This window comes from Mesorhizobium sp. P2_E7 (assembly GCF_056403855.1).
In genome coordinates this window covers 2126249-2147146 of sequence record NZ_JBFUER010000001.1, presented here as the reverse complement: position 1 = coordinate 2147146, position 20898 = coordinate 2126249, and the positions used below count along the sequence as shown (strand labels likewise).

The window sequence follows — 20898 nt, the reverse complement described above, 5'->3', positions numbered from 1 at the left end:
TGCAAATTGTTCCCGAGCCGGGCCTCGATGTTATTCTCTCTAGGGTTGCATTTATATCGCTATGGTTGTATTGATGCGTAGACACTCCAAACCATGTGGATTCCCATGAAAAAAGTCGCGATCAGCCTGTTCGTCCTCCTTGCCGGCACCAGCGTCACCATGGCCGCCGACGCCGGCTGCGATGCCTTCAAATGGCCGGTGACGCGCGAGCAGGCGCTGTTTCCGGCAGCGCCAGCCGCACAGTCCGGCGGTGCAGTGGCAGTCGGGCAAGCGGTGGATTTCACGCTCGCTGCGGTCGACACGATCAGCTTTGCCGTGCCGCCGGAACGCGCGCCAGCAGCCGGCACCTTCGGCGCTACGGCAAGCGTGGCCGTGCCACCGGAAGGAGAGCTCCAGATCAGTCTGTCGGATGAAGCCTGGATCGATGTCATTCAGGGTGGCCAGGCGGTGAAATCAGCGGGTTTCAGCGGCGTGAAGACCTGCCCCGGCATCCGCAAGAGCGTGCGCTTCAAACTGACGCCTGGCGTGGCCACGATCCAGCTCAGCGGCGCCAAGAAAGAGGATCTAAAGGTCGCGGTGTTGGCGCCGGAATGACTTTGTATCTGATGTTTCTCATCGCACCGGCGGCGCGATGAGAACTGCCCGGTGTGGATGGGTCGGGCGGATCAGCGTCCCGGCGCGATCAGCGCGAAATAGGCGCCTTGCGGATCGGTGAACTGGGCGATCCATTGGCCGGTCGGCACCGGCATCGGACCCATGACGATCTTGCCGCCATTGTCGGTGACGCGTTTGGCAGCGGCGTCGATGGCGTCGACATTGAAGTAGAACAGCCACACCGGCACCGGCAGCTGTTGCGGCTTGTTCATGATGCCGCCGCCGGATTCAGGGCCGGCCCCGAAGGTCTGGTAGATGCCCATCTCGCCAATGTCCATGCTGCCGGCATCGGTCCAGCCGAACTGGCTCGAATAGAAATCGAAAGCCTTCTGCCGGTCGGCTGCATAGAGCTCGTGCCAGCCGACATGGCCGGGTGTGGTGGCCGGAAGGACGGGCTGGTCGGGGCCATTGGGCTGCAGGAACATGAAGGTGGCGCCCTGCGGATCGGCAACGACGGAAAAGCGGCCGACGCCGGGGATGTCGTCGGGTTCGCGGTGGACGGTCCCGCCGGCAGACTTCAGCGCCTTGGTCGAGGCGTCCGTATCCCTGGTGTGGATATAGCCGAGCCAGGCCGGCTTCATGCCCATTTTGGCGGCGTCCTCGGGCATCGTCATCAGCCCGCCGACGCCACGCTCGGCAGAGTTCACCACGATGTAGCGCGGCATGCCGGGCGCCTTGTCAAAGGGCTCGGCCTTCCAGCCGACGACGGTGGTGTAGAACGCTTCCGCGGCATCGAGGTCGGTGGTCATCAGCTCGTACCAGAAGAACGGCATTGGGGATTTCGGCATTTTCGGTCTCCTCACCTTCATGCATCGATCGTCGTCCGATCCCTCAAAGGACGATTTCAGCGACGCGAATCCGACAGCGCGCATGAGAAAATTCAACGGCTGGGTGAACACATCGTTCCGCACTTCGTCGCGTCCGGCGGCTTGCACGCGCGGCGGTTTTCGACTTTCCTTGGGCGAACGGGGGTAGTCGTTTCATGCGCCGGATGTCGCTCACGCCTGAGCTTGTGTCACTGTGCCATCGCGAAGAAGTCGATCCTGGGCCTGACGGCAGCTGGACGCAACTGAACGACGAGGACTTCCGGTCCCTTGCCGCACAGCTGTCCGACGAAGCGGATGCGGGGCCGTTGTGGGTGTTCGCCTATGGCTCGCTGATCTGGAAGCCGGCCTTCGAATCCGTCGAGCAGCTGCGCGCCACCGCGTTCGGCTGGCACCGCTCGTTCTGTCTCGACATGGTGCGCTGGCGCGGCACCGCGGCACAGCCGGGGCTGATGATGGCGCTCGAACGCGGCGGCCGATGCGATGGTGTCATCTACCGCCTGCCCGACGGCGACAAGGCGGAACAGATCGAAAGACTGTTGCGGCGCGAGATCGACGACCATGAGAGTGTCAGCTCGGTCCGGTGGGTTCCGGTGCGTACCGAGCGGGGGCCGATACGGGCGCTGGGCTTCTGGGTCGGGGTGACGGGCAGGGGGACGTCGCTCGGGCAGCCGCTGGACCGGGTGGCGCAGGTGCTGGCCCGGGCCTGCGGCCATGTCGGATCGGGCGCCGAGTATCTCTACAACACCGTCAGCCACCTCGAGGAATTTGGCATCCGCGACCGCAATCTGTGGCGATTGCAGCAGCTGGTCGCCGACGAGATCCGGTCGATCCATGGCGGCCCCTCTGATGCCAGCCTCCAGATGGCACCCTAGTAGCGAACCGCCTCCAATCCAAAGCCTGTACCGAAGCGGATGTGGCTTGGAGCTGCGCTCAGCGCGTGCTCACATCCAGGCAGCTGTCGCTTCACGAGCAATGACCTCAACCGTGCATTCAAGGCTAAGCAACAGAAAATGCGAACAGTCGTCCGTCGGACCGGGTATGGATCGCAACCAGTGCGAGTTCTCCACCCGCAGGATGGGCCACCTGTAGGAGGCTTGTCTGCCAGATCCAATCAAAGGGATCGACGTGTCAGCGTGGATTTTAGTCAGCCCCAGCATGTCATCATGAGCCGCAAGGGCTATTACTCCTTGAAAGTCGATCTTGAGGATTCGTTCGGACGTCCCAAAGTCGCCTTCAACGGCCAGTTCAAAGTTATTGTCGGATCTGAGACGCCAAACCTGACAGGCAGCCTGAGGTAAATCCTCCACAGGCTCCCACCGGTGAGCCGTCTCCCTATCATCGGTCATCGCCTTCTCCGTTAAATGAAAGCCGCGCATCGTGCCCAAGCGCCTATCATTCCGCGCGGGCTTGGAACAGCTTGCCGCGAGTTGGAGCTTGTCGCGCTCCCCTTCTTTGAGGTCGCAACCGATCACTCATAACATGACTAAAAAAATCATGTTTTTATCCAGCCTTTTCAGGGCCTTGCGGGGAAAATTGACCAATTGATAAAAAAATAAAACGTGCTAGCCTTTCCCAAAACGAAAACATGGGGAACTGACGATGCCAGAAGGCCAGTTCAAGGACGGTATCGCCGGCGGACGGCTTGCCGCCGACCAGTACGCCGAGAATTTTTCCGACCTGCATCCGCCGCTCGATCACCACGAGGCGCTGGTCGAATCCGACCGCTGCTATTTCTGCTACGACGCGCCGTGCATGAATGCGTGCCCGACCTCGATCGACATTCCGCTGTTCATCCGCCAGATTTCGACCGGCAATCCGATCGGTTCGGCCAAGACGATTTTCGACCAGAACATTCTGGGCGGCATGTGCGCCCGCGTCTGCCCGACCGAGACGCTATGCGAAGAGGTCTGCGTGCGCGAAGTGGCGGAAGGCAAGCCGGTGCAGATCGGCCGCCTGCAGCGCTATGCCACCGATGTCGCGATGGCCGAGCAGAAGCAGTTTTACCCGCGCGCTGAAACAACCGGCAAGTCGGTCGCCGTGGTCGGCGCCGGGCCGGCCGGCCTTGCCGCCGCCCACCGACTTGCCCGCCATGGCCATGACGTCACCATTCTGGAAGCCCGCCCGAAGGCCGGCGGCCTCAACGAGTATGGCATCGCCGCCTATAAGAGCATCGACAATTTCGCCCAGGCCGAGGTCGACTATGTCACGGCGATCGGCGGCATCGACATCCAGAACGGCAAGGCGCTCGGCCGCGACTACCAGCTGTCGGACCTGATCCGGAATTACGATGCCGTCTTCCTTGGCATGGGGCTTGGCGGCGTCAATGCGTTGCGCGCCGATGGCGAAGACGCGGAGGGCGTCACCAATGCGGTGGAGTTCATCGCGGAACTGCGCCAGGCCAGCGATCTCGCGAGCCTGCCGGTCGGCCGGCGCGTCGTCGTCATCGGCGGCGGCATGACGGCGATCGACGCCGCGGTGCAGTCGAAGTTGCTCGGCGCTGAGGAGGTGACGATCTGCTACCGGCGCGGCCAGGAGCACATGAACGCCTCCGAGTTCGAGCAGGATCTGGCCGCCGCCAACGGCGTCACCATCCGTCACTGGCTGCAGCCGAAACGGGTCATTGCCGAGAACGGCAAAGTGTCGGGCATCGAGCTCGAATACACGGCTATGAACGGCGACAAGCTTGCCGGCACCGGCGAGCGGCTGACGCTCGTCGCCGACCAGGTGTTCAAGGCGATCGGCCAGAGCTTTGTGCCGGCGGCCCTCAACGGCAGTGGCGCTGCCATCGAACTCGAAGCCGGGCGCATCAAGGTCGATGCGGAAGGGCGCACCTCGCTTGCCAATGTCTGGGCCGGCGGCGACTGCATTTTTGGCGGCGACGACCTGACCGTCTCGGCAGTGGCGCAAGGGCGCGATGCGGCTGAGAGCATCAACAGGAGTCTGACGCAGGGATAGAGATCATGGCCTCGGTGGAATCGGGCATTGCCCGTCACTACGACGTATCGGATCTTGAGCAGCACATTCTTGCCGTGCTCGCCGATACCGGTATGGACATTGACCATCTGCGCGCCGGCGATCTCGAAGCGGTCGACGAATTCCACATTGGCGGTATCGCCGCCACCAGGGAACTCATCGGCCAGATGGGGTTGAGACCGGGGGCCAGGCTGCTCGACATTGGTTCCGGCGTGGGTGGTCCAGCCCGCTTTGCCGCCAACAATGCCGGCGCCGATGTCACCGGCATCGATCTGACGCAAAGCTATGTCGATATCGCGACCAGCCTGTCGAGGCGGGTGGGGATGGCCGACAAAGTCCGGTTCGTGCAGGGCAGCGCGCTGGACATGCCGTTCAGCAACAAAAGCTTTGATACGGCCATGATCCTGCATGTCGGCATGAATCTTCCCGACAAGAAAAAGCTGATGAGCGAGGCGGCGCGTGTGCTCAAGCCGGGCGGCGTCTTTGCCGTCTACGATGTGATGCGGCTCAAGGCCGGTGCGCTGACCTATCCGCTGCCATGGGCATCCGACGAGAGCATGTCCTTCGTCGCCACGCCCGATGACTATCGCTCGGCTGCCGCGGCTGCAGGGTTCTCCGTAACCGCCGAGCGTCCACGCGGCGCCTTCGCCATCGAATTCTTCGCCACCATACGGGCGCGCATGGCTGCGGCGCAGGCGGAAGGCAAAAAGCCGCCGCCAGGCGTCAATCTTATCATGGGCGAGAACGCCCGCACCAAGATCGCCAATCTCACTGCCGCGCTTGAAGGCGGCATTCTCGCACCCGTCGAACTGCTTCTTCGTCTCGGTTGAAAGGGACCTGTCATGGCTGACATCCGCAACAATTTCGTCGGCATCAAATCGCCCAATCCGTTCTGGTTGGCTTCGGCGCCGCCGACCGACAAGGCCTATAACGTCATCCGCGCCTTCAAGGCGGGGTGGGGCGGTGTCGTCTGGAAGACGCTCGGCGAAGAAGGCCCGCCCGTGGTCAACGTCAACGGCCCGCGCTATGGCGCGATCTGGGGTGCGGACCGGCGCCTGCTCGGCCTCAACAATATCGAGCTGATCACCGACCGCGATCTGCAGGTCAATCTGCGCGAGATCAAGCAGGTCAAGAAGGACTGGCCCGACCGCGCCATCGTCGTCTCGCTGATGGTGCCGTGCGTCGAGGAAAGCTGGAAGGCGATCCTGCCGGTGGTCGAGGAGACCGAGGCCGACGGCATCGAGCTCAATTTCGGCTGCCCGCACGGCATGTCGGAACGCGGCATGGGTGCGGCCGTCGGCCAGGTGCCGGAATACATCGAAATGGTGGTGCGCTGGTGCAAGGCCAACACCCGCATGCCTGTCATCACCAAACTCACGCCCAACATCACCGATGTGCGCAAGCCCGCGCGTGCCGCACTTTCCGGCGGCACCGACGCGGTGTCGCTGATCAACACCATCAACTCGATCACCGGCGTCAATCTCGACAGCTTTGCGCCAGAGCCGACCATCGACGGCAAGGGCTCGCATGGCGGCTATTGCGGTCCGGCGGTGAAGCCGATCGCCATGAACATGGTGGCCGAGATCGCGCGCGACCCCGAAACCCATGGTCTGCCGATCTCCGGCATTGGCGGCATCACCACCTGGCGCGACGCCGCCGAATTCATGGCGCTCGGCGCCGGCAATGTGCAGGTGTGCACGGCGGCGATGACCTACGGTTTCAAGATCGTGCAGGAGATGATCGCCGGCCTGGAAAACTGGATGGACGAGAAGGGCCATGCCTCGCTCGACGATATCATCGGCCGCGCCACGCCCAACGTTACTGACTGGCAGTATCTCAACCTTAATTACATCGCCAAGGCGCGTATCGACCAGGACGCCTGCATCAAATGCGGCCGCTGCCACATCGCCTGTGAGGACACCTCGCACCAGGCGATCACCAACATGGTCGACGGCAAGAGGCATTTTGAGGTGATCGAGGCCGAATGCGTCGGCTGCAATCTGTGCGTCAATGTCTGCCCGGTCGAGAACTGCATCACCATGGAGCCACTGGCCGCCGGCGTGATGGACCAGCGCACCGGCAAGCCGGTGTCGCCGGTCTACGCCAACTGGACGACGCACCCGAACAATCCCATGGCCAAGGTGGCGGCGGAGTAGGCTTGGGTTCCTCGCCCCACGAAGTGGGGAGAGGTGGCCCGGCGAAGCCGGGACGGAGAGGGGCCTTCGGGACGACTGGGAAGTTGCCCTGGGTTCCTGATCGCCTCCTGTTCACGCGCATCCCTCATCGGTTCTGATTTCGCTGAGGGCGTCCCCCTCTCCGTCCCGGCTTCGCCGGGCCACCTCTCCCCCGCTGCCGCGGGGGCGAGGAACCCAAGTCCTGTTAAGCCATCGCAAACTTGCAAGTTTTCGCATTTTCCTATTGCAGATAACACTTATCCACGATAAAAGATATCCACGAACTGGAGATCAATACCATGAAGTTGGGCGAGGGCGTTGAAGCGGCTATCCATTGCGCGGCCACGCTGGCCAGCGTCGAGGGCAACAGCACCATGCCGGGCGCTGCCTTGGCAGAGTCCTTCGGCCTGTCGCCGAGCTATCTCTTGAAGCATCTCAACATGCTGACGGCGGAGCGCATCCTGGAATCGGTGCCGGGCCCGGCGGGCGGCTACCGCCTGGCGCGGCCGGCCGAGCGCATCACGCTTCTCGACATCGTGCTGGCCATCGAAGGGCGTGAGCCAGCCTTTCGTTGCGGCGAGATCCGCCGCAACGGGCCGGTCAAGCTCGATGCGTCCGCCTATGTCAAACTGTGCGGCATCAATGCTGCGATGCTGAAGGCGGAGCGCGCCTATCGGGCCGCTCTCGCGGAAACCCGGTTGTCCGACATCGTGGCTGACTACCAGGCAGAAGGCGATCCGAGATCGATCGCCGCCAGCTGTGCCTTTGTGGCGCGCCATCAGCGGCCGCAGAAACCCGCTTCGACCAAACAGACTTAACCCGCCAGACAGATGTGAAAGGAAAGACGATGAAACAGAGACTGCAATTTTTCGCCAAGGCGCCGGAAATCATGAAGGCGGTGTCAGCGCTCAACAAGGCCGTCGACGAATGCGGGCTGGAAGTGGGCCTGCTGCATCTGATCAAGCTCAGGGCTTCGCAGATCAACGGCTGCTCCTACTGCGTCGAGATGCACAGCCGCGAGGCGCGGCGCGACGGCGAGACCGAGACGCGGCTCTATCTGGTTTCGGCCTGGAAGGAATCGCCGCTGTTTTCCGAGCGCGAACGTGCGGCGCTTGCCTGGACCGAGGCGACGACCCTGATCGCCAATAACGGTGTCTCGGATGAGCTCTATGCCCGCACGCTCGCGCATTTCTCGGAAGAAGAACTGGTCAAGCTGTCTGTTGCGATCGGCATGATCAACACCTGGAACCGGCTCTGCATCCCGTTCCATGCCATTCACCCGATGCCGGCTGCCAAAGCAGCCTGATCGTCCGGTTTTGTAATGGAGCGCCGTCGAGAGGGCGGCGCTCCAACTGTTTTTAAGGGGAGAGTTTTATGCCTGTCGATTTGCCCTCTTGTCTGTTGTTTGTCGGCCGCCTGTTGCTCGGCGGCGCCTTCGTCGTCGCCGGCTTGCGCAATGTTCAGAACGAGGCCTTCCTGACCGGGCTGATGACCGCGCGCGGCGTGCCGCAGGCCAAGCTGGCGCTGTGGGCCGGCATCGTCCTGCAGACCATAGCCGGCGCGCTGATGATGGCGGGCCTCTGGACCGCGATCGGCAGTGCTGCGCTGGTGCTGTTCCTGATCGTCGCCACGCCGATGTTCCACAATTTCTGGGACCATAAGGGCCCGGACCGGGCATCGCGCATCAACGGTTTTGTCGGCAATGTCGCGCTGGCCGGTGGATTCCTGACGTTGATTGCGCAGTCGCTCTAGCAACTACGCCGCGAAGCTCGACGGCTCACGCCGCGTAGCGCAAACCGCCATCGCAGGTCAGCACCTGGCCGGTCATGAAACCGTTGGAGACGAGGAAGGCGATTGCGCCGGCAACGTCTTCGGCGTGGCCGATCCTGCCGACAGGGGTCTTGCCGGCATAGTCGGCAAAGACCGCCTGCCGCTGCTCGTCGGGCAAAAAGTCCCACCAAGGCGTGTCGATGACGCCGGGCGCGACGACGTTGACGCGCAGCGGCTTCAGTTCGACCGCGAGGATCGGCACCACGGTCAAGAGCATGCCGTTGACGGCGGCGATGCCGGCAACGCCGGGCGCGGTCAGTTGCGCCGACACCGCCGATATGAAGGTGACCGATCCCGATTTGTTGAGCGTCGGCAAGGCTGCCTGCAGGCAAGACAGCTGTGGCCGGACCTTCTCGTCGACACCGCCGGCGATGTCGGTTAGGTCAAGGCTCGCGAACGGGCCAAGCCCCTTGCCGCCGCTGGCGGCCAGAACGAGGTGATCGAAGGGTCCGACGTCCGCAAAGAACTGGCGGACTTCGTCCGGCTTCGACGCATCGAAGGCTGCCTTGTCGGCGGCACCGCCGAGGCTCGTCCAGGCGCTGTTCAGCTTGTCCCGGTTGCGGCCGGTGATGGTCACCTTCATGCTTGGGCCAAGCAGTCTGCGTGCGGTCGCCAGTCCGATGCCTGACGAGCCGCCGATGATGACTGTGTGTTGGATGTTGCTGGTCATGAATGCTGTTCCTTCGATTTTGCGGAGGCCTGGCCGACGAGGTCCAGGCTCAGGGTTCGCAATTGCTGTCGCGCCTTGGCGTCATAGGCTTGCGCATCGGCGCGGGATTCCCTTTGGCCGTCGAAATAGAGGCCGCTGCGGCCCTCAAGATCAGGCGAGGTCGCGAGGTTGAGGATGGCGTCGGCGCCGCTCTCGACCGAACTCCATGGCGTCACGCCGGCCTGGCGGACCATGGTGGTGTTCATGTAGCTCGCCGGATGCAGGGCGTTGACGGTGACGCCGGTGCCCTTCAACTCGCCGGCGAGATCGATGGTGAATAGGATCTGCGCCAGCTTGCTCTGGCAGTAGGCGCGCACGCCGTCATAGGAACGGGTCAGCATGACATCGCCGAAATCGATCGCCTGCTGGCCGGCCGAGGCGACATTGACGACGCGCGAAGGCGAACTCGCCTTGAGCAGCGGCAGCAGCTCCGACGTCAGCAGGAAACCGGCGAGATAATTGACGGCAAAGCGCAGTTCGTAGCCGTCGGCGCTGAGCTGGCGCTTGGCGCCGGCGGTGCCGATGCCGGCATTGTTGATCAGGATGTCCAGCCGGCCGGTTCTTGCGCGCACGGCCTCAGCAAGGCGGCGAACCTCGGCCAGCGAAGCGAGGTCGGCGGCGAGAAACTCCGCCTTGCCGCCGGCGGCTTCGATTTCGGCGACGGTTTCCTTGCCGCGTGCGGCGTCGCGGCCATGCACAAGCACGCGCGCGCCGCCGGCGCCCAGCCTTTGCGCGACGACGCGGCCGACGCCATCGGTCGAGCCGGTGATGAGGATTGTCTTGTCTTTCAGGTCCATGTCGGGAGCCTCCATTTTCGCTCTGGATGCCAAGATGGGGCGCTTTGCGCTCGCCAAACAGTTCAAACTTTATCCTGGTATCGATACTGCTATACTGAGCCTCATGGATGTTTCCGCACCATCACCCGAAGACAGCCGCCGGCGCGAGCTTGGCGCCTTCCTGCGCTCACGCCGCGAAAGGCTTTCGCCGTCTGCCACCGGCATTGCGGCCGGTGCCAGGCGGCGTACGCCCGGTCTGCGCCGCGAAGAGGTGGCGATGATCGCCGGCGTCGGCACGACCTGGTACACCTGGCTGGAACAGGGCAGGGATGTGCGGCCTTCGGTGGAGGTGCTGACGGCGCTTTGCGAGGCCTTGCGCCTCGATGCCGCCGAGAAGCGGCATTTGTTCACGCTTGCCGGCCGCCAGCAGCCCGAGCGGCGGCGCATTACCCCGGTCAAGGTCGAAGGTCCCCTCCTTCACATGCTGCAAAGCCTGGTCCTGCAACCGGCCTATATTGTCGGGCCGCGCTGGGATGTGCTGGCCTGGAATGCCGGAGCCGTCGCCATTTTCGGCGATTACGGCCTGTTGGAGGGCGATGCCCGCAACATCATCCATGGCGTGTTCACCGATCCGCACAGGCGGCACCTGCTTGTCGACTGGGAGCAACTGGCGCGCGCAACCCTTGCCGCGTTTCGCGCCGAGAGCGCGAAATACACCGGCGATCCGGATTTCGAGCGGCTGATCGCGCTGATGATGCGCTCAAGCCCGGAATTCCGGGAGTGGTGGCCGCAACGCGACGTGGTGCATCGTCTGTCCGGTAAGAAATATCTGCGCCATCCGGTCGCCGGCTCCATGGCGTTCGAGCATATGAGCCTGTCGATCGATGACGGCTCGGATATGAAGCTGATCGTCTACACGCCGCTCGCCGAGCAGAATTCAGTTGCGAAGCTGCAGGAATTGCTTGAGGCGGTTCCTGGGGAGCGCCGCAGCGCGTAAGGTTGGCTGGCGGCGCCTCTCACTTCGTCATCCACGGGCGGAGCGGAAGCGAAGCGGACGCGTAGACCCGAGGATCCATGCCGTTCCCTTGGCCGTGGAGTACAGCGGTGCAGAATTCTGGACCGTAGCAACGCTCGGACGTCGCGGCATGGATCCTCGGGTCTGCGCTGCGTCGCTACGCCCCTTGCTCCGCCCGTGGATGACGAAGTCACGAGTGCCTCGGCTAATCTCCGAGGTCAGCAACAACACTAGCCCTTCGGCTTCAGCCCATCGATAAACAGCTGTTCGAGAAAGCGCGCCGCATCCTCGAAGCGGCCGTCGCCGCCGCGGTCGGCGCCAAGCACGGCGCGGACCTGGACGTCGAAATCGGCATAGTGCTGCGTCGTCGCCCAGATCGAAAAGATCAGGTGCCAGGGATCGGTGCGGGCAATCTTGCCGGCGCGCATCCAGCCCTTGATGACGTTGGCCTTTTCGTCGACCAGTGTTTTCAGCTCGCCTTCCAAAAGCGGCATGATGCGCGGCGCGCCTTGCAGGATCTCGTTGGCAAACAGCCGACTTTCCCTCGGAAAATCGCGCGCCATTTCAAGCTTGCGCCTGATGTAGCTCCGCAGTTCTGTCAGCGGATCGCCGATATCGTCGAGTTCCCTGAGCGGCGCCAGCCAGGTCGCAAGCAGCCGTTCCATCAGCGTCTCGTGGATGTCTTCCTTGCGGCGGAAATAGTAGAGCAGGTTCGGCTTCGACATCCCCGCGGCTTCGGCGATCTGGTCGATGGTCGAGCCGCGAAAGCCGTTGGTGGAGAAGACTTCGAGCGCCGCTTCCAGGATCAGTTCGCGCTTTTCCTGCTGGATGCGGGTGCGGCGAGGAGCGGAGCCTTCGATGGCGTCGGTCATAATGCCAAGCCTTGGTCGCGCGGGTCATCTGGACCAATTCTCTGGACCAGTTTTTCCCTGAGCCGTGGAGCGCACTTCAGAGGCCGCATTTCCGCTAGTAATCCCTTGACCGCCGACAGGGCGGTGCTAACGTTTGTCCAATCGGTCAAAATTTGCGTAGCATGAAAACGTCGCAAAGACCAAGTGTTGGAAAGACCAAGCGTTAGCCGCACCGAAACAGGTTACAAGGGGAAGTCTTGGTCATGTCCAACCGGCTGAAAGTCACGCCGAACGATCTCAGCGCATTCTGGATGCCGTTCACGGCAAACCGGCAGTTCAAACAGGCGCCACGCATGTTCGTGTCCGCCAAGGACATGCACTACACCACCAGCGATGGCCGCAAGGTGCTCGACGGCACAGCCGGCCTGTGGTGCGTCAATGCCGGCCATTGCCGCCCCAAGATCACCGAGGCGATCCAGCATCAGGCGGCCGAACTCGACTATGCGCCGGCCTTCCAGATGGGCCACCCCATCGTGTTCGAACTGGCCAACCGCCTGGTCGACATTGCGCCCAAGGGCATGGACCATGTCTTCTTCACCAATTCCGGGTCGGAATCGGTCGACACGGCGCTGAAGATGGCGATCGCCTATCACCGTGTGAAGGGTGAGGGCGCACGCACCCGCCTGATCGGCCGCGAGCGCGGCTATCACGGCGTCAATTTCGGCGGCATCTCGGTCGGCGGCATCGTTAGCAACCGCAAGATGTTCGGCACGCTGCTCGGCGGCGTCGACCATATGCCGCATACGCACCTGCCGGAGAAGAACGCTTTCTCCAAGGGGGTGCCGGAATACGGCGCGGAGCTCGCCAACGAGCTGGAGCGGATCGTTGCGCTGCATGACGCCTCGACCATCGCCGCCGTCATCGTCGAGCCGGTCGCCGGCTCCACCGGCGTCATCCTGCCGCCGAAGGGCTATTTGCAGAAGCTTCGCGAAATCTGCACCAAGCACGGCATCCTGTTGATCTTCGACGAGGTCATCACCGGTTTCGGTCGCCTCGGCGCGCCCTTCGCCGCCGACTATTTCGGCGTCACGCCCGACATCATGACCACCGCCAAGGGCGTTTCCAACGGCGTCATCCCGATGGGGGCGGTGTTCGTGAAGAAGGAAATCCACGACGCCTTCATGACCGGCCCCGAGCACATGATCGAGTTCTTCCACGGCTACACCTATTCGGGCAATCCGATTGCGTGCGCCGCAGCACTCGGCACGCTCGATACCTACAAGGAAGAAGGCCTGCTCACCCGTGGCGAAGAGCTGGCGCCGTACTGGGAAGATGCGCTGCATTCGCTGAAGGATGAGCCGCATGTCATCGACATCAGGAACATCGGCCTGATCGGCGCGATCGAACTGGCGCCGATTGCCGGCCAGCCGACCAAGCGGGCCTTCTCCGCCTTCGTCAAGGCGTTCGAGCGCGGCGCACTGATCCGCACCACTGGCGACATCATCGCGCTGTCGCCGCCGCTGATCATCACCAAGGGCCAGATCAACGAACTGATCGACCATGTGCGTGAAGTGCTGAGGGCGATAGACTAATCTATCCAGCCAATCGGGCGGTGGCGGGAACCGCCGCCCGGTTGGTTATATGAAATGAGAGGATTTTGAATGGCCGCCCCAGGCGAGAATCTGCGAATCAATTCAGACCGTTTGTGGGATTCCATCATGGAGATGGCGAAGATCGGCCCCGGCATTGCCGGTGGCAACAATCGCCAGACCGTGACCGACGAGGACGGCGAGGGCCGGCATCTGTTCAAGCGCTGGTGCGAGGCGGCCGGGCTCGAAATGGGCCTCGACGAGATGGGCACCATGTTTGCCCGCCGGGAAGGCGCCGATCCCAGCCTGCCGCCGGTCTATGTCGGCAGCCATCTCGATACGCAGCCGACCGGCGGCAAATATGACGGGGTGCTTGGCGTGCTCGGCGGACTGGAGATCATCCGCTCGCTCAACGATCTCGGCATCACCACCAGGCATCCGATCGTCGTCACCAACTGGACCAACGAGGAAGGCTCGCGCTTTGCTCCGGCGATGATGGCCTCCGGCGTGTTCGCCGGCGTGCTGGAGCAGGCGGACGTGTATCAGCACACCGATAAACAGGGAAAAAAATTCGGCGAGGAGCTGGAGCGCATCGGCTGGAAGGGCACCGAAAAGGTCGGCGATCGCAAGATCCACGCTTTCTTCGAACTGCATATCGAGCAGGGGCCAATTCTGGAAGATGAAGGCATCGACATCGGCGTCGTCACCCACGGCCAGGGCCTGAAATGGCTGCAGGTGACGCTGACCGGCAAGGAGGCGCATACCGGCTCGACGCCGATGCCCAAACGCCGCAATGCCGGGCTCGGCATGGCGCGCGTGATCGAGCTGGTGCACGAGATCGCCATGGACTACCAGCCGGATGCCGTCGGTGCGGTCGGCCACATGGAAGTGTTTCCGAACTCGCGCAACATCATTGCCGGGCGCACCGTCTTCACCATCGACATCCGCTCGCCTGAGAAGGAAGTGCTGGACGCCATGGACGGCCGCATCCGCGAAGGCATCGACACGATCTGCGAGGCGCTCGACATCCAGTACAAGGTCGAGCAGGTCGGCGCCTTCGACCCGGTGACCTTCGATGCCGGTTGCGTCAAGGCGATCCGCGACGCCGCCGATCGCCTCGGCTATACCCACCGCAACATCGTTTCCGGCGCCGGCCACGATGCCTGCTGGATCAACCGCGTTGCACCGACCGCCATGGTGATGTGCCCCTGCGTTGACGGGTTGTCACACAACGAGGCCGAGGAAATCACCAAGGAATGGGCAGGCGCCGGCGCTGACGTGCTGTTCCATGCGGTGGTGGAGACGGCGGGGATCGTGGCGTGAACTAAAAATCTGGATTCAAACGACGCTCACAAAGAAGCGCGGCAAGAACAAGGGAACACGAAAATGACCAAAGTCATCCGAAACGGCACCATCGTCACCGCCGACCGCACGTGGAAGGCCGATGTGCTGATGCAGCACGGCAAGATCGTCGCCATCGGCTCGAACCTGCATGGCGACCATGAGTTCGACGCCACCGGCTGCTACATCATGCCGGGCGGCATCGACCCGCACACCCATCTCGAAATGCCGTTCATGGGGACCTATTCGGCCGACGATTTCGAATCCGGCACCCGCGCGGCGCTCTCCGGCGGCACGACGATGGTGGTCGATTTCTGCTTGCCGGCGCCGCAGCAGTCGCTGCTGGAAGCCTTGCAGATGTGGGACAACAAGACCTCGAAGGCGTCCTGCGACTACTCCTTCCACATGGCGATCACCTGGTGGGGCAAGCAGGTGTTCGACGAGATGGCGACCGTCGTCGACAAGGGCATTACCTCGTTCAAGCATTTCATGGCCTACAAGGGCGCGCTGATGGTCGACGACGACGAGATGTATGCGTCGTTCCAGCGCTGCGCCGATCTCGGCGCGCTGCCGCTGGTGCATGCCGAAAATGGCGACGTGGTCGCCGCTCTGTCGCAAAAGCTCTTGGCCGCCGGCAATAACGGGCCGGAGGCACATGCCTATTCGCGGCCGCCGGAGGTGGAGGGCGAGGCGGCCAACCGTGCCATCATGATCGCCGACATGGCCGGCGTGCCGCTCTATATCGTGCATGTCTCCTGCGAGCAGGCGCACGAGGCGATCCGCCGGGCGCGGCAGAAGGGCATGCGTGTGTTCGGCGAGCCGCTGATCCAGCATTTGACGCTGGATGAAAGCGAGTATTTCGACAAGGACTGGGACCACGCGGCGCGTCGCGTCATGAGCCCGCCCTTCCGCAACAAGCTGCACCAGGATTCGCTGTGGGCCGGCCTGCAGGCCGGATCGCTGCAAGTGGTGGCGACCGACCACTGCGCCTTCACCACCAAGCAGAAGCGCAACGGCGTCGGCGATTTCACCAAGATCCCGAACGGCACTGGCGGGCTCGAAGACCGCTTGCCGGTGCTGTGGACGACCGGCGTCAACACCGGGCGGCTGACGATGAACGAGTTCGTCGCCGTGACCTCGACCAACATCGCCAAGATCCTCAACATGTATCCGAAGAAGGGCGCCATCGTCGAAGGCGCCGATGCCGACATCGTGGTGTGGGACCCGAAGCGCAAGAAGAAGATCACCTCGAAGAAGCAGCAGTCGGTGATCGACTACAACGTCTTCGAAGGGTTTGAGGTGACCGGCCTGCCGCGCTTCGTCTTTTCTCGCGGCGAGCTGTCGATCGAGGAAGCCGAGATCAAGGCCAAGCCCGGCCATGGCGAGTTCGTCGCCCGCGAGCCGAACGCTGCGGTCAACCGGGCGCTGTCAACCTGGAAGGACATTACCGCGCCGCGTAAGGTGGAACGCACCGGCATTCCGGCGACCGGGGTCTGAGGTTGCCGAGCTCCGCAGCGCTAATCTCATTTGTCGTGGCGATCGTCATCGCTGGTCCCGCAACCGCAGCCGACAGGCTGCTCGGCTCCTGGGGCAACGACGCCGGCTGTGTCTTTGCAAAGGCCGGTTTTCAGGACCGTGACGACTATATCGTGCTGACCGCGGAGGGCATCGAGACCTATGGCAGCGGCTGCCGGTTCGCGCAGCAGTTGACCGCGGCGCCGGGAACGCAATCGCTTGATGCGACCTGTTCCGCCGAGGGCGAGGCGGGGACGACGACTGAAATCGTTGTGGTCACCAACAAGGGCGAGGGTGGTTTCTTCGTGACCATTCCCGGCCTTGAAGAAATGGGGCCGCTGCTACCGTGTTCGTGACGTTGGATTTGGGGGAATGAGTGTGCGTGGTTTTGGTCTCTCTGTGGCGGTGCTTGCCGTTTTGGCTGCCGGTCAGGCTTTCGCGGCCGGCATCGACCTGTCGAAACCCTATGGCGACAAATATGGCTGCATCAACCGCAACGGCCAGGAGGTCGCCGCCGATCGGATGCTGCTCTTGACCGACGAGGCATTGGTCACCGCCGCCAGCGCCTGCACCTTCACGGACAAGCAGGCGCAGGCCGATGGGTCGCTGGTGGTGACGGCAACCTGTGAGGCGGAAGGCGAGGAGGGGCAGGAGCCGACCAAGTTCACCATCAAGCGCAGCGCCAAGAACACCAAGAAGCTGACGATCGCCGACGAGGACGGCAACGTCATGGGCGAGGTCGCGCGGTGCAAATGACGGCAGCCCCGTCAGCGTCAGGCCACCAGCGCATCCAGTTCCGGCAGCAGGACGACGCTTTCCTGTTCGTTGGGATCGGTGCGGGCGATGACGGCCGAGGATGGGGCGTTGCTCAAATTGGCCGGCAGGTGCGGCACCCCGGCGGGAATGTAGAACAGGTCGCCGGCCTTGACGACGATGTGGTTCTCAAGCCGGTCGCCATACCAGGTGTGGACCTCGCCGGAGAGCACGTAGATCGCCGTCTCATGGCTTTCATGCAGATGCGCCTTGGCGCGGGCGCCGGGCGGCAAGGTGAGCAGATGCATGCAGATGCCAGACGAGCCGACGGTTTCGGCGGCGATGCCAGCAAAATAGGTCAGTCCCTGCTTGCCTTCATAAGTGCTTTCAGGACGGATAAGGTGGCAGGTGGGTTTGGGCGACATCGGCAAGGCTCCGGGCGTCGATTAGGTGGGATTGGACGAGTGGAAAACAACATCAACGCAAATGCAACGGCATTTCATCCTGCGCGGCAGCGGCAGCGAAAGGCGGTTGGCTGCCAATGACAGGACAATCGCCAGCCGTCGTTTCGGCAAGCAAACTCGGCCTCACCTTTCAGACCAATGACGGTCCGGTACAGGCGCTCTCCAATGTCGACCTGACCATCGGCAAGGGCGAATTCGTCTCCTTTATCGGCCCGTCCGGCTGCGGCAAGACCACCTTGCTGCGGGTCATCGCCGATCTGGAGAAGCCGACCTCGGGCACCATCTCGGTCAACGGCATGACACCGGAGCAGGCGCGCGAGAAACGCGCCTATGGCTATGTTTTCCAGGCGGCAGCCCTTTTCCCGTGGCGTACGATCGAGCGCAACGTGGCGCTGCCGCTGGAGATCATCGGTCTGTCCAGAGCCGAGCAGGCCGAGCGCATCAAGCGCACAATGGACCTCGTCAATCTCTCCGGATTCGAGAAGAAATATCCCTGGCAGCTTTCCGGCGGCATGCAGCAGCGCGCCTCGATCGCGCGCGCGCTCGCCTTCGACGCCGATCTGCTGCTGATGGACGAACCGTTCGGCGCGCTGGACGAGATCGTGCGTGACCATCTCAACGAACAGCTTCTGGAACTGTGGGCGCGGACCAACAAGACGATCTGCTTCGTCACCCACTCCATCCCCGAGGCCGTGTACCTGTCGACCCGCATCGTCGTCATGTCGCCGCGCCCCGGCCGGGTCACCGACATCATCGAATCGACGCTGCCGAAGAAGCGGCCGCTCGATATCCGCGAGACGCCGGAGTTTCTGGCGATTGCGGCCCGGGTGCGCGACGGTCTGCGGGCAGGGCACAGCTATGATGATTGAGGGGGCGCAGGACGGGCTCCCTCTTCTCCCCAACGGGGGGAGGGTGGCCGGAGCGAAGCGGAGGTCGGGTGAGGGGGCAGCGCTGACGGATCCGACCAAGAGAAAGATCGGGGCAACCGCTCGCGCCCGAAAGCTGCGGTTTGACGAAACCGAAGCTGAGTACCGGCTTTGGGGGGAACTAAGAGGACGTCATCTCAACGGCTATAAATTTGTGCGGCAAGTGCCACTCGGACCTTTCATCGCCGATTTCGTTTGTCCCGAGCAGGGGCTGATTGTCGAACTCGATGGCAGTCAACACGCGGATTCGCTGACCGATCCCGCCAGGACAGCTTGGCTGAATGGTCAAGGTTATTCCGTTCTGCGCTTCTGGAATCACGAGGTTCTGGCCGAGCGCCGAGCCGTTCTTGATACGATCTTGGCTTGCCTTGACGGAAAGATTTCTACCCCCTCACCCGGCCTCCGCTTCGCTCCGGCCACCCTCTCCCCGTTGGGGAGAGGAGGGCGCCACGCTGGCGAGGCTCGCTAGATGGACACCTTCCGCGACAAGCTCATTCCCGTCACTTCCATCCTCCTGGGCGTGGTGGTGCTCTGGTATGTCTTCGCCGTCATCCTCAACGCGCCGTTCCAGCGCGATCTTGACCGGCGAGCCGGTGAAACGCCTACCTTGAGCGAATTCATCGGCAAGACGCTGTCGCAGCCGAAGCCGACACTGCCGGCGCCGCATCAGGTGGCGGTAAATTTCTTCGAGAACACGTTCCTGCGGCCCATCACCTCGACCCGCAGCCTCGTCTACAATGCCTGGGTGACGCTGTCGTCGACGCTGCTCGGCTTTGCCTTCGGCACCGCGCTCGGCATCATCATTGCGGTCGGCATCGTGCATGTGGCGACGCTCGACCGCAGCCTGATGCCGTGGATCATCGCCTCGCAGACCATCCCGATCCTGGCGGTGGCGCCGATGATCATCGTCGTGCTGGCGGCGATTGGCGTCACCGGTCTCATCCCGAAGGCGATGATCTCGACCTATCTGTCGTTCTTCCCGGTGACTGTGGGCATGGTGAAGGGGCTGCGTTCGCCCGAACTCATGCATCTCGACCTGATGCACACCTATAATGCCAGCGCCTCGCAGACCTTCTGGAAGCTCCGCGTGCCGGCCTCGGTGCCGTTCCTGTTCACCTCGATGAAGGTGGCGGTGGCGGCAAGCCTGGTCGGCGCCATTGTCGGTGAACTGCCGACCGGAGCGGTGGCCGGCATTGGCGCCAAACTGCTCGCCGGAGCCTATTACAGCCAGTCCATCGATATCTGGTCGGCGCTGGTTGCCGGCTCGGTGGTGGCCGCCCTTCTGGTCATGGTGGTCGGCATCGTCGGGCGCCTCGTCGACCGCGCCATGGGCGGGAGGCCGGCATGAACTGGCTGAAGCCATCCTGGCAAGCGGTGCTGGCCATCGTGCTGTGCCTCGTCGCTATGGCGCTCGGCGCGATGTCGAAGCCGGAAGCGGCTGCACTGGCAAATCCGGCCGCCAGCTTCGACTATCCCTATTTCGGAATAAAGACCCCGATGATCGGCCTGGCCGTGCTGGCGGGGCTGATCTCGATGCTCAGGATTCCGCCGCTGGCGGAGGCCGTGGTGCTGTTTATCGGCGCCCACCTCGTCGCCTGGATGCTGATCTCCGGCATTACCGGTTTCGAAGGCGCAGCATTGGCGCCGTATTTCCTGCTGCTCGCCGCTGCCTGGCTGCTGGCCTGGCGCTGCGTGGCGGTGCTGTCGGGGCTTCGCCCGATGGCCAAAGGTGTCCGCATGGCGCTGCGCCTGATCATCCCGGCGATCTTCGGCGCCTGGATTCTGATCATCTGGGAAGCGGTGACACGTGGCGCCGGCATCCCCTTCATCCTTTTGCCGCCGCCGAGCGCCATCGGCGCGCGCATCGCGAGTTCCCTGCCGGTGCTCGGCGCCGATGTCCGGCAGACCATATTCAAGGCGGTGATCTTCGGCTATGTCGTCGGCAGCGGCGCCGGCTTTCTCGTGGCGATTGCGGCCGACCGCGTGCCGTTCCTGCGCCGCGGCCTCTTGCCGATCGGCAACATGGTCTCGGCGCTGCCGATCATCGGCGTGGCGCCGATCATGGTGATGTGGTTCGGTTTCGACTGGCCGTCCAAGGCGGCGGTGGTCATCATCATGACCTTCTTTCCGATGCTGGTGAACACGGTCGCCGGCCTTGCCGCCTCCGGCCATATGGAGCGGGACCTGATGCGCACCTATGCCTCGGGCTACTGGCCGACGCTCTTGAAGCTTCGGTTGCCGGCTGCGGCGCCCTTCATTTTCAACGCGCTGAAGATCAACTCGACGCTGGCGCTGATCGGCGCCATCGTCGCCGAGTTCTTCGGCACGCCCGTCGTCGGCATGGGCTTTCGCATCTCGACCGAGGTCGGGCGGATGAACATCGACATGGTCTGGGCCGAAATCGCAGTTGCAGCCCTTGCGGGTTCGGTCTTTTATGGCGTGGTCGCTCTTATCGAGAGAGCCGTCACGTTTTGGCATCCCTCTGTCCGTGGTGGATAGGG

The 20898-nt window shown here is 63.1% G+C and carries 24 protein-coding genes; 18 read left to right on the top strand and 6 right to left on the bottom strand.

All coding sequences use genetic code 11. The annotated features are described in order from the left end of the window. The first annotated feature begins 105 nt into the window (after window positions 1-105). Window positions 106-594 (top strand): hypothetical protein, encoded by a 489-nt coding sequence (locus AC1DYC_RS10875; protein ID WP_477406148.1) that lies wholly within the window; start codon window positions 106-108, stop codon window positions 592-594. A gap of 71 nt (window positions 595-665) precedes the next feature. On the opposite strand, the gene AC1DYC_RS10870 is transcribed toward AC1DYC_RS10875, so the two are convergent. Further along, window positions 666-1442, bottom strand: coding sequence for a VOC family protein (locus AC1DYC_RS10870; protein ID WP_477406146.1), 777 nt, complete (start codon window positions 1440-1442; stop codon window positions 666-668). Window positions 1443-1636: 194 nt separating this feature from the next. On the opposite strand from AC1DYC_RS10870, the gene AC1DYC_RS10865 reads away from it, so the two are divergent. Continuing rightward, window positions 1637-2353 carry a gamma-glutamylcyclotransferase gene (locus tag AC1DYC_RS10865; RefSeq protein ID WP_477406144.1) on the top strand — a complete coding sequence of 239 codons (717 nt, stop codon included), beginning with the start codon at window positions 1637-1639 and terminating at the stop codon, window positions 2351-2353. A 69-nt stretch (window positions 2354-2422) separates the two neighbouring features. On the opposite strand, the gene AC1DYC_RS10860 is transcribed toward AC1DYC_RS10865, so the two are convergent. Next, a complete protein-coding gene (locus AC1DYC_RS10860) occupies window positions 2423-2866 on the bottom strand; it encodes a hypothetical protein (RefSeq protein WP_477406142.1) in 444 nt (147 codons plus the stop codon). 214 nt (window positions 2867-3080) lie between these two features. Between AC1DYC_RS10860 and AC1DYC_RS10855 the strand changes: the two genes are divergently transcribed. The 6 genes from AC1DYC_RS10855 (at window position 3081) to AC1DYC_RS10830 (ending at window position 8380) form a co-directional block, all read left to right on the top strand. Further along, window positions 3081-4436 carry an NAD(P)-dependent oxidoreductase gene (locus AC1DYC_RS10855; RefSeq protein WP_477406140.1) on the top strand — a complete coding sequence of 452 codons (1356 nt, stop codon included), beginning with the start codon at window positions 3081-3083 and terminating at the stop codon, window positions 4434-4436. A gap of 5 nt (window positions 4437-4441) precedes the next feature. Beyond that, the gene (locus tag AC1DYC_RS10850) at window positions 4442-5284 is read left to right on the top strand and encodes a class I SAM-dependent methyltransferase (RefSeq protein WP_477406138.1); all 843 of its coding nucleotides are present in this window, start codon (window positions 4442-4444) and stop codon (window positions 5282-5284) included. A 12-nt stretch (window positions 5285-5296) separates the two neighbouring features. Beyond that, complete coding sequence (gene preA / locus AC1DYC_RS10845; RefSeq protein ID WP_477406136.1) at window positions 5297-6610, top strand: NAD-dependent dihydropyrimidine dehydrogenase subunit PreA; 1314 nt, start codon at window positions 5297-5299, stop codon at window positions 6608-6610. Window positions 6611-6927: 317 nt separating this feature from the next. Continuing rightward, the gene (locus AC1DYC_RS10840; protein WP_477406134.1) at window positions 6928-7446 is read left to right on the top strand and encodes an RrF2 family transcriptional regulator; all 519 of its coding nucleotides are present in this window, start codon (window positions 6928-6930) and stop codon (window positions 7444-7446) included. A 29-nt stretch (window positions 7447-7475) separates the two neighbouring features. After that, window positions 7476-7934 (top strand): carboxymuconolactone decarboxylase family protein, encoded by a 459-nt coding sequence (locus AC1DYC_RS10835; protein WP_477406132.1) that lies wholly within the window; start codon window positions 7476-7478, stop codon window positions 7932-7934. A 68-nt stretch (window positions 7935-8002) separates the two neighbouring features. Beyond that, entirely contained in the window at window positions 8003-8380 is a 378-nt protein-coding gene (locus tag AC1DYC_RS10830; protein WP_477406131.1) for a DoxX family protein, read from the top strand. 25 nt (window positions 8381-8405) lie between these two features. Here AC1DYC_RS10830 and AC1DYC_RS10825 read toward each other — a convergent pair whose 3' ends face one another. Beyond that, on the bottom strand, window positions 8406-9128 hold the full coding sequence (locus AC1DYC_RS10825) for an SDR family oxidoreductase (protein WP_477406129.1): 723 nt from the start codon (window positions 9126-9128) through the stop codon (window positions 8406-8408). Beyond that, on the bottom strand, window positions 9125-9964 hold the full coding sequence (locus tag AC1DYC_RS10820; RefSeq protein WP_477406127.1) for an SDR family oxidoreductase: 840 nt from the start codon (window positions 9962-9964) through the stop codon (window positions 9125-9127). Before AC1DYC_RS10820 ends, AC1DYC_RS10825 begins: the two co-directional genes overlap by 4 nt. A gap of 103 nt (window positions 9965-10067) precedes the next feature. On the opposite strand from AC1DYC_RS10820, the gene AC1DYC_RS10815 reads away from it, so the two are divergent. Further along, window positions 10068-10940 carry a helix-turn-helix transcriptional regulator gene (locus tag AC1DYC_RS10815; RefSeq protein WP_477406125.1) on the top strand — a complete coding sequence of 291 codons (873 nt, stop codon included), beginning with the start codon at window positions 10068-10070 and terminating at the stop codon, window positions 10938-10940. A gap of 248 nt (window positions 10941-11188) precedes the next feature. Here AC1DYC_RS10815 and AC1DYC_RS10810 read toward each other — a convergent pair whose 3' ends face one another. Then, window positions 11189-11830, bottom strand: coding sequence for a TetR family transcriptional regulator C-terminal domain-containing protein (locus AC1DYC_RS10810; RefSeq protein WP_477406123.1), 642 nt, complete (start codon window positions 11828-11830; stop codon window positions 11189-11191). 242 nt (window positions 11831-12072) lie between these two features. Between AC1DYC_RS10810 and aptA the strand changes: the two genes are divergently transcribed. From aptA to AC1DYC_RS10785, 5 genes are all read left to right on the top strand, one after another. After that, a complete protein-coding gene (aptA, locus tag AC1DYC_RS10805) occupies window positions 12073-13401 on the top strand; it encodes an omega-aminotransferase AptA (RefSeq protein ID WP_477406121.1) in 1329 nt (442 codons plus the stop codon). Between the two features lie 69 nt (window positions 13402-13470). After that, window positions 13471-14721, top strand: coding sequence for a Zn-dependent hydrolase (locus tag AC1DYC_RS10800; RefSeq protein ID WP_112560328.1), 1251 nt, complete (start codon window positions 13471-13473; stop codon window positions 14719-14721). 63 nt (window positions 14722-14784) lie between these two features. Further along, window positions 14785-16236 carry a dihydropyrimidinase gene (gene hydA, locus AC1DYC_RS10795; RefSeq protein ID WP_477406119.1) on the top strand — a complete coding sequence of 484 codons (1452 nt, stop codon included), beginning with the start codon at window positions 14785-14787 and terminating at the stop codon, window positions 16234-16236. A gap of 35 nt (window positions 16237-16271) precedes the next feature. Beyond that, window positions 16272-16610: a hypothetical protein gene (locus tag AC1DYC_RS10790; RefSeq protein WP_477406117.1), complete on the top strand. Its 339-nt coding sequence runs from the start codon at window positions 16272-16274 to the stop codon at window positions 16608-16610. 16 nt (window positions 16611-16626) lie between these two features. Continuing rightward, the gene (locus AC1DYC_RS10785) at window positions 16627-17010 is read left to right on the top strand and encodes a hypothetical protein (RefSeq protein WP_477406115.1); all 384 of its coding nucleotides are present in this window, start codon (window positions 16627-16629) and stop codon (window positions 17008-17010) included. Between the two features lie 17 nt (window positions 17011-17027). Here the strand turns inward: AC1DYC_RS10785 and AC1DYC_RS10780 are convergent, their stop codons facing one another. Next, the gene (locus AC1DYC_RS10780) at window positions 17028-17432 is read right to left on the bottom strand and encodes a cupin domain-containing protein (protein WP_031193071.1); all 405 of its coding nucleotides are present in this window, start codon (window positions 17430-17432) and stop codon (window positions 17028-17030) included. A 116-nt stretch (window positions 17433-17548) separates the two neighbouring features. Between AC1DYC_RS10780 and AC1DYC_RS10775 the strand changes: the two genes are divergently transcribed. Genes AC1DYC_RS10775 through AC1DYC_RS10760 form a run of 4 tightly spaced genes read left to right on the top strand, consistent with a single transcriptional unit; the run spans window position 17549 to window position 20896 of the window. Beyond that, window positions 17549-18340, top strand: a complete 792-nt coding sequence (locus tag AC1DYC_RS10775; RefSeq protein WP_477406113.1) for an ABC transporter ATP-binding protein — start codon at window positions 17549-17551, stop codon at window positions 18338-18340. Continuing rightward, the gene (locus tag AC1DYC_RS10770; RefSeq protein WP_477406111.1) at window positions 18330-18866 is read left to right on the top strand and encodes an endonuclease domain-containing protein; all 537 of its coding nucleotides are present in this window, start codon (window positions 18330-18332) and stop codon (window positions 18864-18866) included. Before AC1DYC_RS10775 ends, AC1DYC_RS10770 begins: the two co-directional genes overlap by 11 nt. Further along, the gene (locus tag AC1DYC_RS10765; protein WP_477406109.1) at window positions 18867-19745 is read left to right on the top strand and encodes an ABC transporter permease; all 879 of its coding nucleotides are present in this window, start codon (window positions 18867-18869) and stop codon (window positions 19743-19745) included. Next, window positions 19742-20896, top strand: a complete 1155-nt coding sequence (locus tag AC1DYC_RS10760; protein WP_477406107.1) for an ABC transporter permease — start codon at window positions 19742-19744, stop codon at window positions 20894-20896. The genes AC1DYC_RS10765 and AC1DYC_RS10760 overlap by 4 nt, the downstream gene beginning before the upstream one ends. The last annotated feature ends 2 nt before the right edge of the window (window positions 20897-20898 follow it).

Excerpts from the sequence above, each read along its gene's own strand:
- AC1DYC_RS10875 (WP_477406148.1), top strand. The coding sequence starts at position 106 with ATGAAAAAAGTCGCGATCAGCCTGTTCGTCCTCCTTGCCGGCACCAGC.
- AC1DYC_RS10870 (WP_477406146.1), bottom strand. The coding sequence starts at position 1,442 with ATGCCGAAATCCCCAATGCCGTTCTTCTGGTACGAGCTGATGACCACC.
- AC1DYC_RS10865 (WP_477406144.1), top strand. The coding sequence starts at position 1,637 with ATGCGCCGGATGTCGCTCACGCCTGAGCTTGTGTCACTGTGCCATCGC.
- AC1DYC_RS10855 (WP_477406140.1), top strand. The coding sequence starts at position 3,081 with ATGCCAGAAGGCCAGTTCAAGGACGGTATCGCCGGCGGACGGCTTGCC.
- AC1DYC_RS10850 (WP_477406138.1), top strand. The coding sequence starts at position 4,442 with ATGGCCTCGGTGGAATCGGGCATTGCCCGTCACTACGACGTATCGGAT.
- preA (WP_477406136.1), top strand. The coding sequence starts at position 5,297 with ATGGCTGACATCCGCAACAATTTCGTCGGCATCAAATCGCCCAATCCG.
- AC1DYC_RS10840 (WP_477406134.1), top strand. The coding sequence starts at position 6,928 with ATGAAGTTGGGCGAGGGCGTTGAAGCGGCTATCCATTGCGCGGCCACG.
- AC1DYC_RS10835 (WP_477406132.1), top strand. The coding sequence starts at position 7,476 with ATGAAACAGAGACTGCAATTTTTCGCCAAGGCGCCGGAAATCATGAAG.
- AC1DYC_RS10830 (WP_477406131.1), top strand. The coding sequence starts at position 8,003 with ATGCCTGTCGATTTGCCCTCTTGTCTGTTGTTTGTCGGCCGCCTGTTG.
- AC1DYC_RS10825 (WP_477406129.1), bottom strand. The coding sequence starts at position 9,128 with ATGACCAGCAACATCCAACACACAGTCATCATCGGCGGCTCGTCAGGC.
- AC1DYC_RS10820 (WP_477406127.1), bottom strand. The coding sequence starts at position 9,964 with ATGGACCTGAAAGACAAGACAATCCTCATCACCGGCTCGACCGATGGC.
- AC1DYC_RS10815 (WP_477406125.1), top strand. The coding sequence starts at position 10,068 with ATGGATGTTTCCGCACCATCACCCGAAGACAGCCGCCGGCGCGAGCTT.
- AC1DYC_RS10810 (WP_477406123.1), bottom strand. The coding sequence starts at position 11,830 with ATGACCGACGCCATCGAAGGCTCCGCTCCTCGCCGCACCCGCATCCAG.
- aptA (WP_477406121.1), top strand. The coding sequence starts at position 12,073 with ATGTCCAACCGGCTGAAAGTCACGCCGAACGATCTCAGCGCATTCTGG.
- AC1DYC_RS10800 (WP_112560328.1), top strand. The coding sequence starts at position 13,471 with ATGGCCGCCCCAGGCGAGAATCTGCGAATCAATTCAGACCGTTTGTGG.
- hydA (WP_477406119.1), top strand. The coding sequence starts at position 14,785 with ATGACCAAAGTCATCCGAAACGGCACCATCGTCACCGCCGACCGCACG.
- AC1DYC_RS10785 (WP_477406115.1), top strand. The coding sequence starts at position 16,627 with ATGAGTGTGCGTGGTTTTGGTCTCTCTGTGGCGGTGCTTGCCGTTTTG.
- AC1DYC_RS10780 (WP_031193071.1), bottom strand. The coding sequence starts at position 17,432 with ATGTCGCCCAAACCCACCTGCCACCTTATCCGTCCTGAAAGCACTTAT.
- AC1DYC_RS10775 (WP_477406113.1), top strand. The coding sequence starts at position 17,549 with ATGACAGGACAATCGCCAGCCGTCGTTTCGGCAAGCAAACTCGGCCTC.
- AC1DYC_RS10770 (WP_477406111.1), top strand. The coding sequence starts at position 18,330 with ATGATGATTGAGGGGGCGCAGGACGGGCTCCCTCTTCTCCCCAACGGG.
- AC1DYC_RS10765 (WP_477406109.1), top strand. The coding sequence starts at position 18,867 with ATGGACACCTTCCGCGACAAGCTCATTCCCGTCACTTCCATCCTCCTG.
- AC1DYC_RS10760 (WP_477406107.1), top strand. The coding sequence starts at position 19,742 with ATGAACTGGCTGAAGCCATCCTGGCAAGCGGTGCTGGCCATCGTGCTG.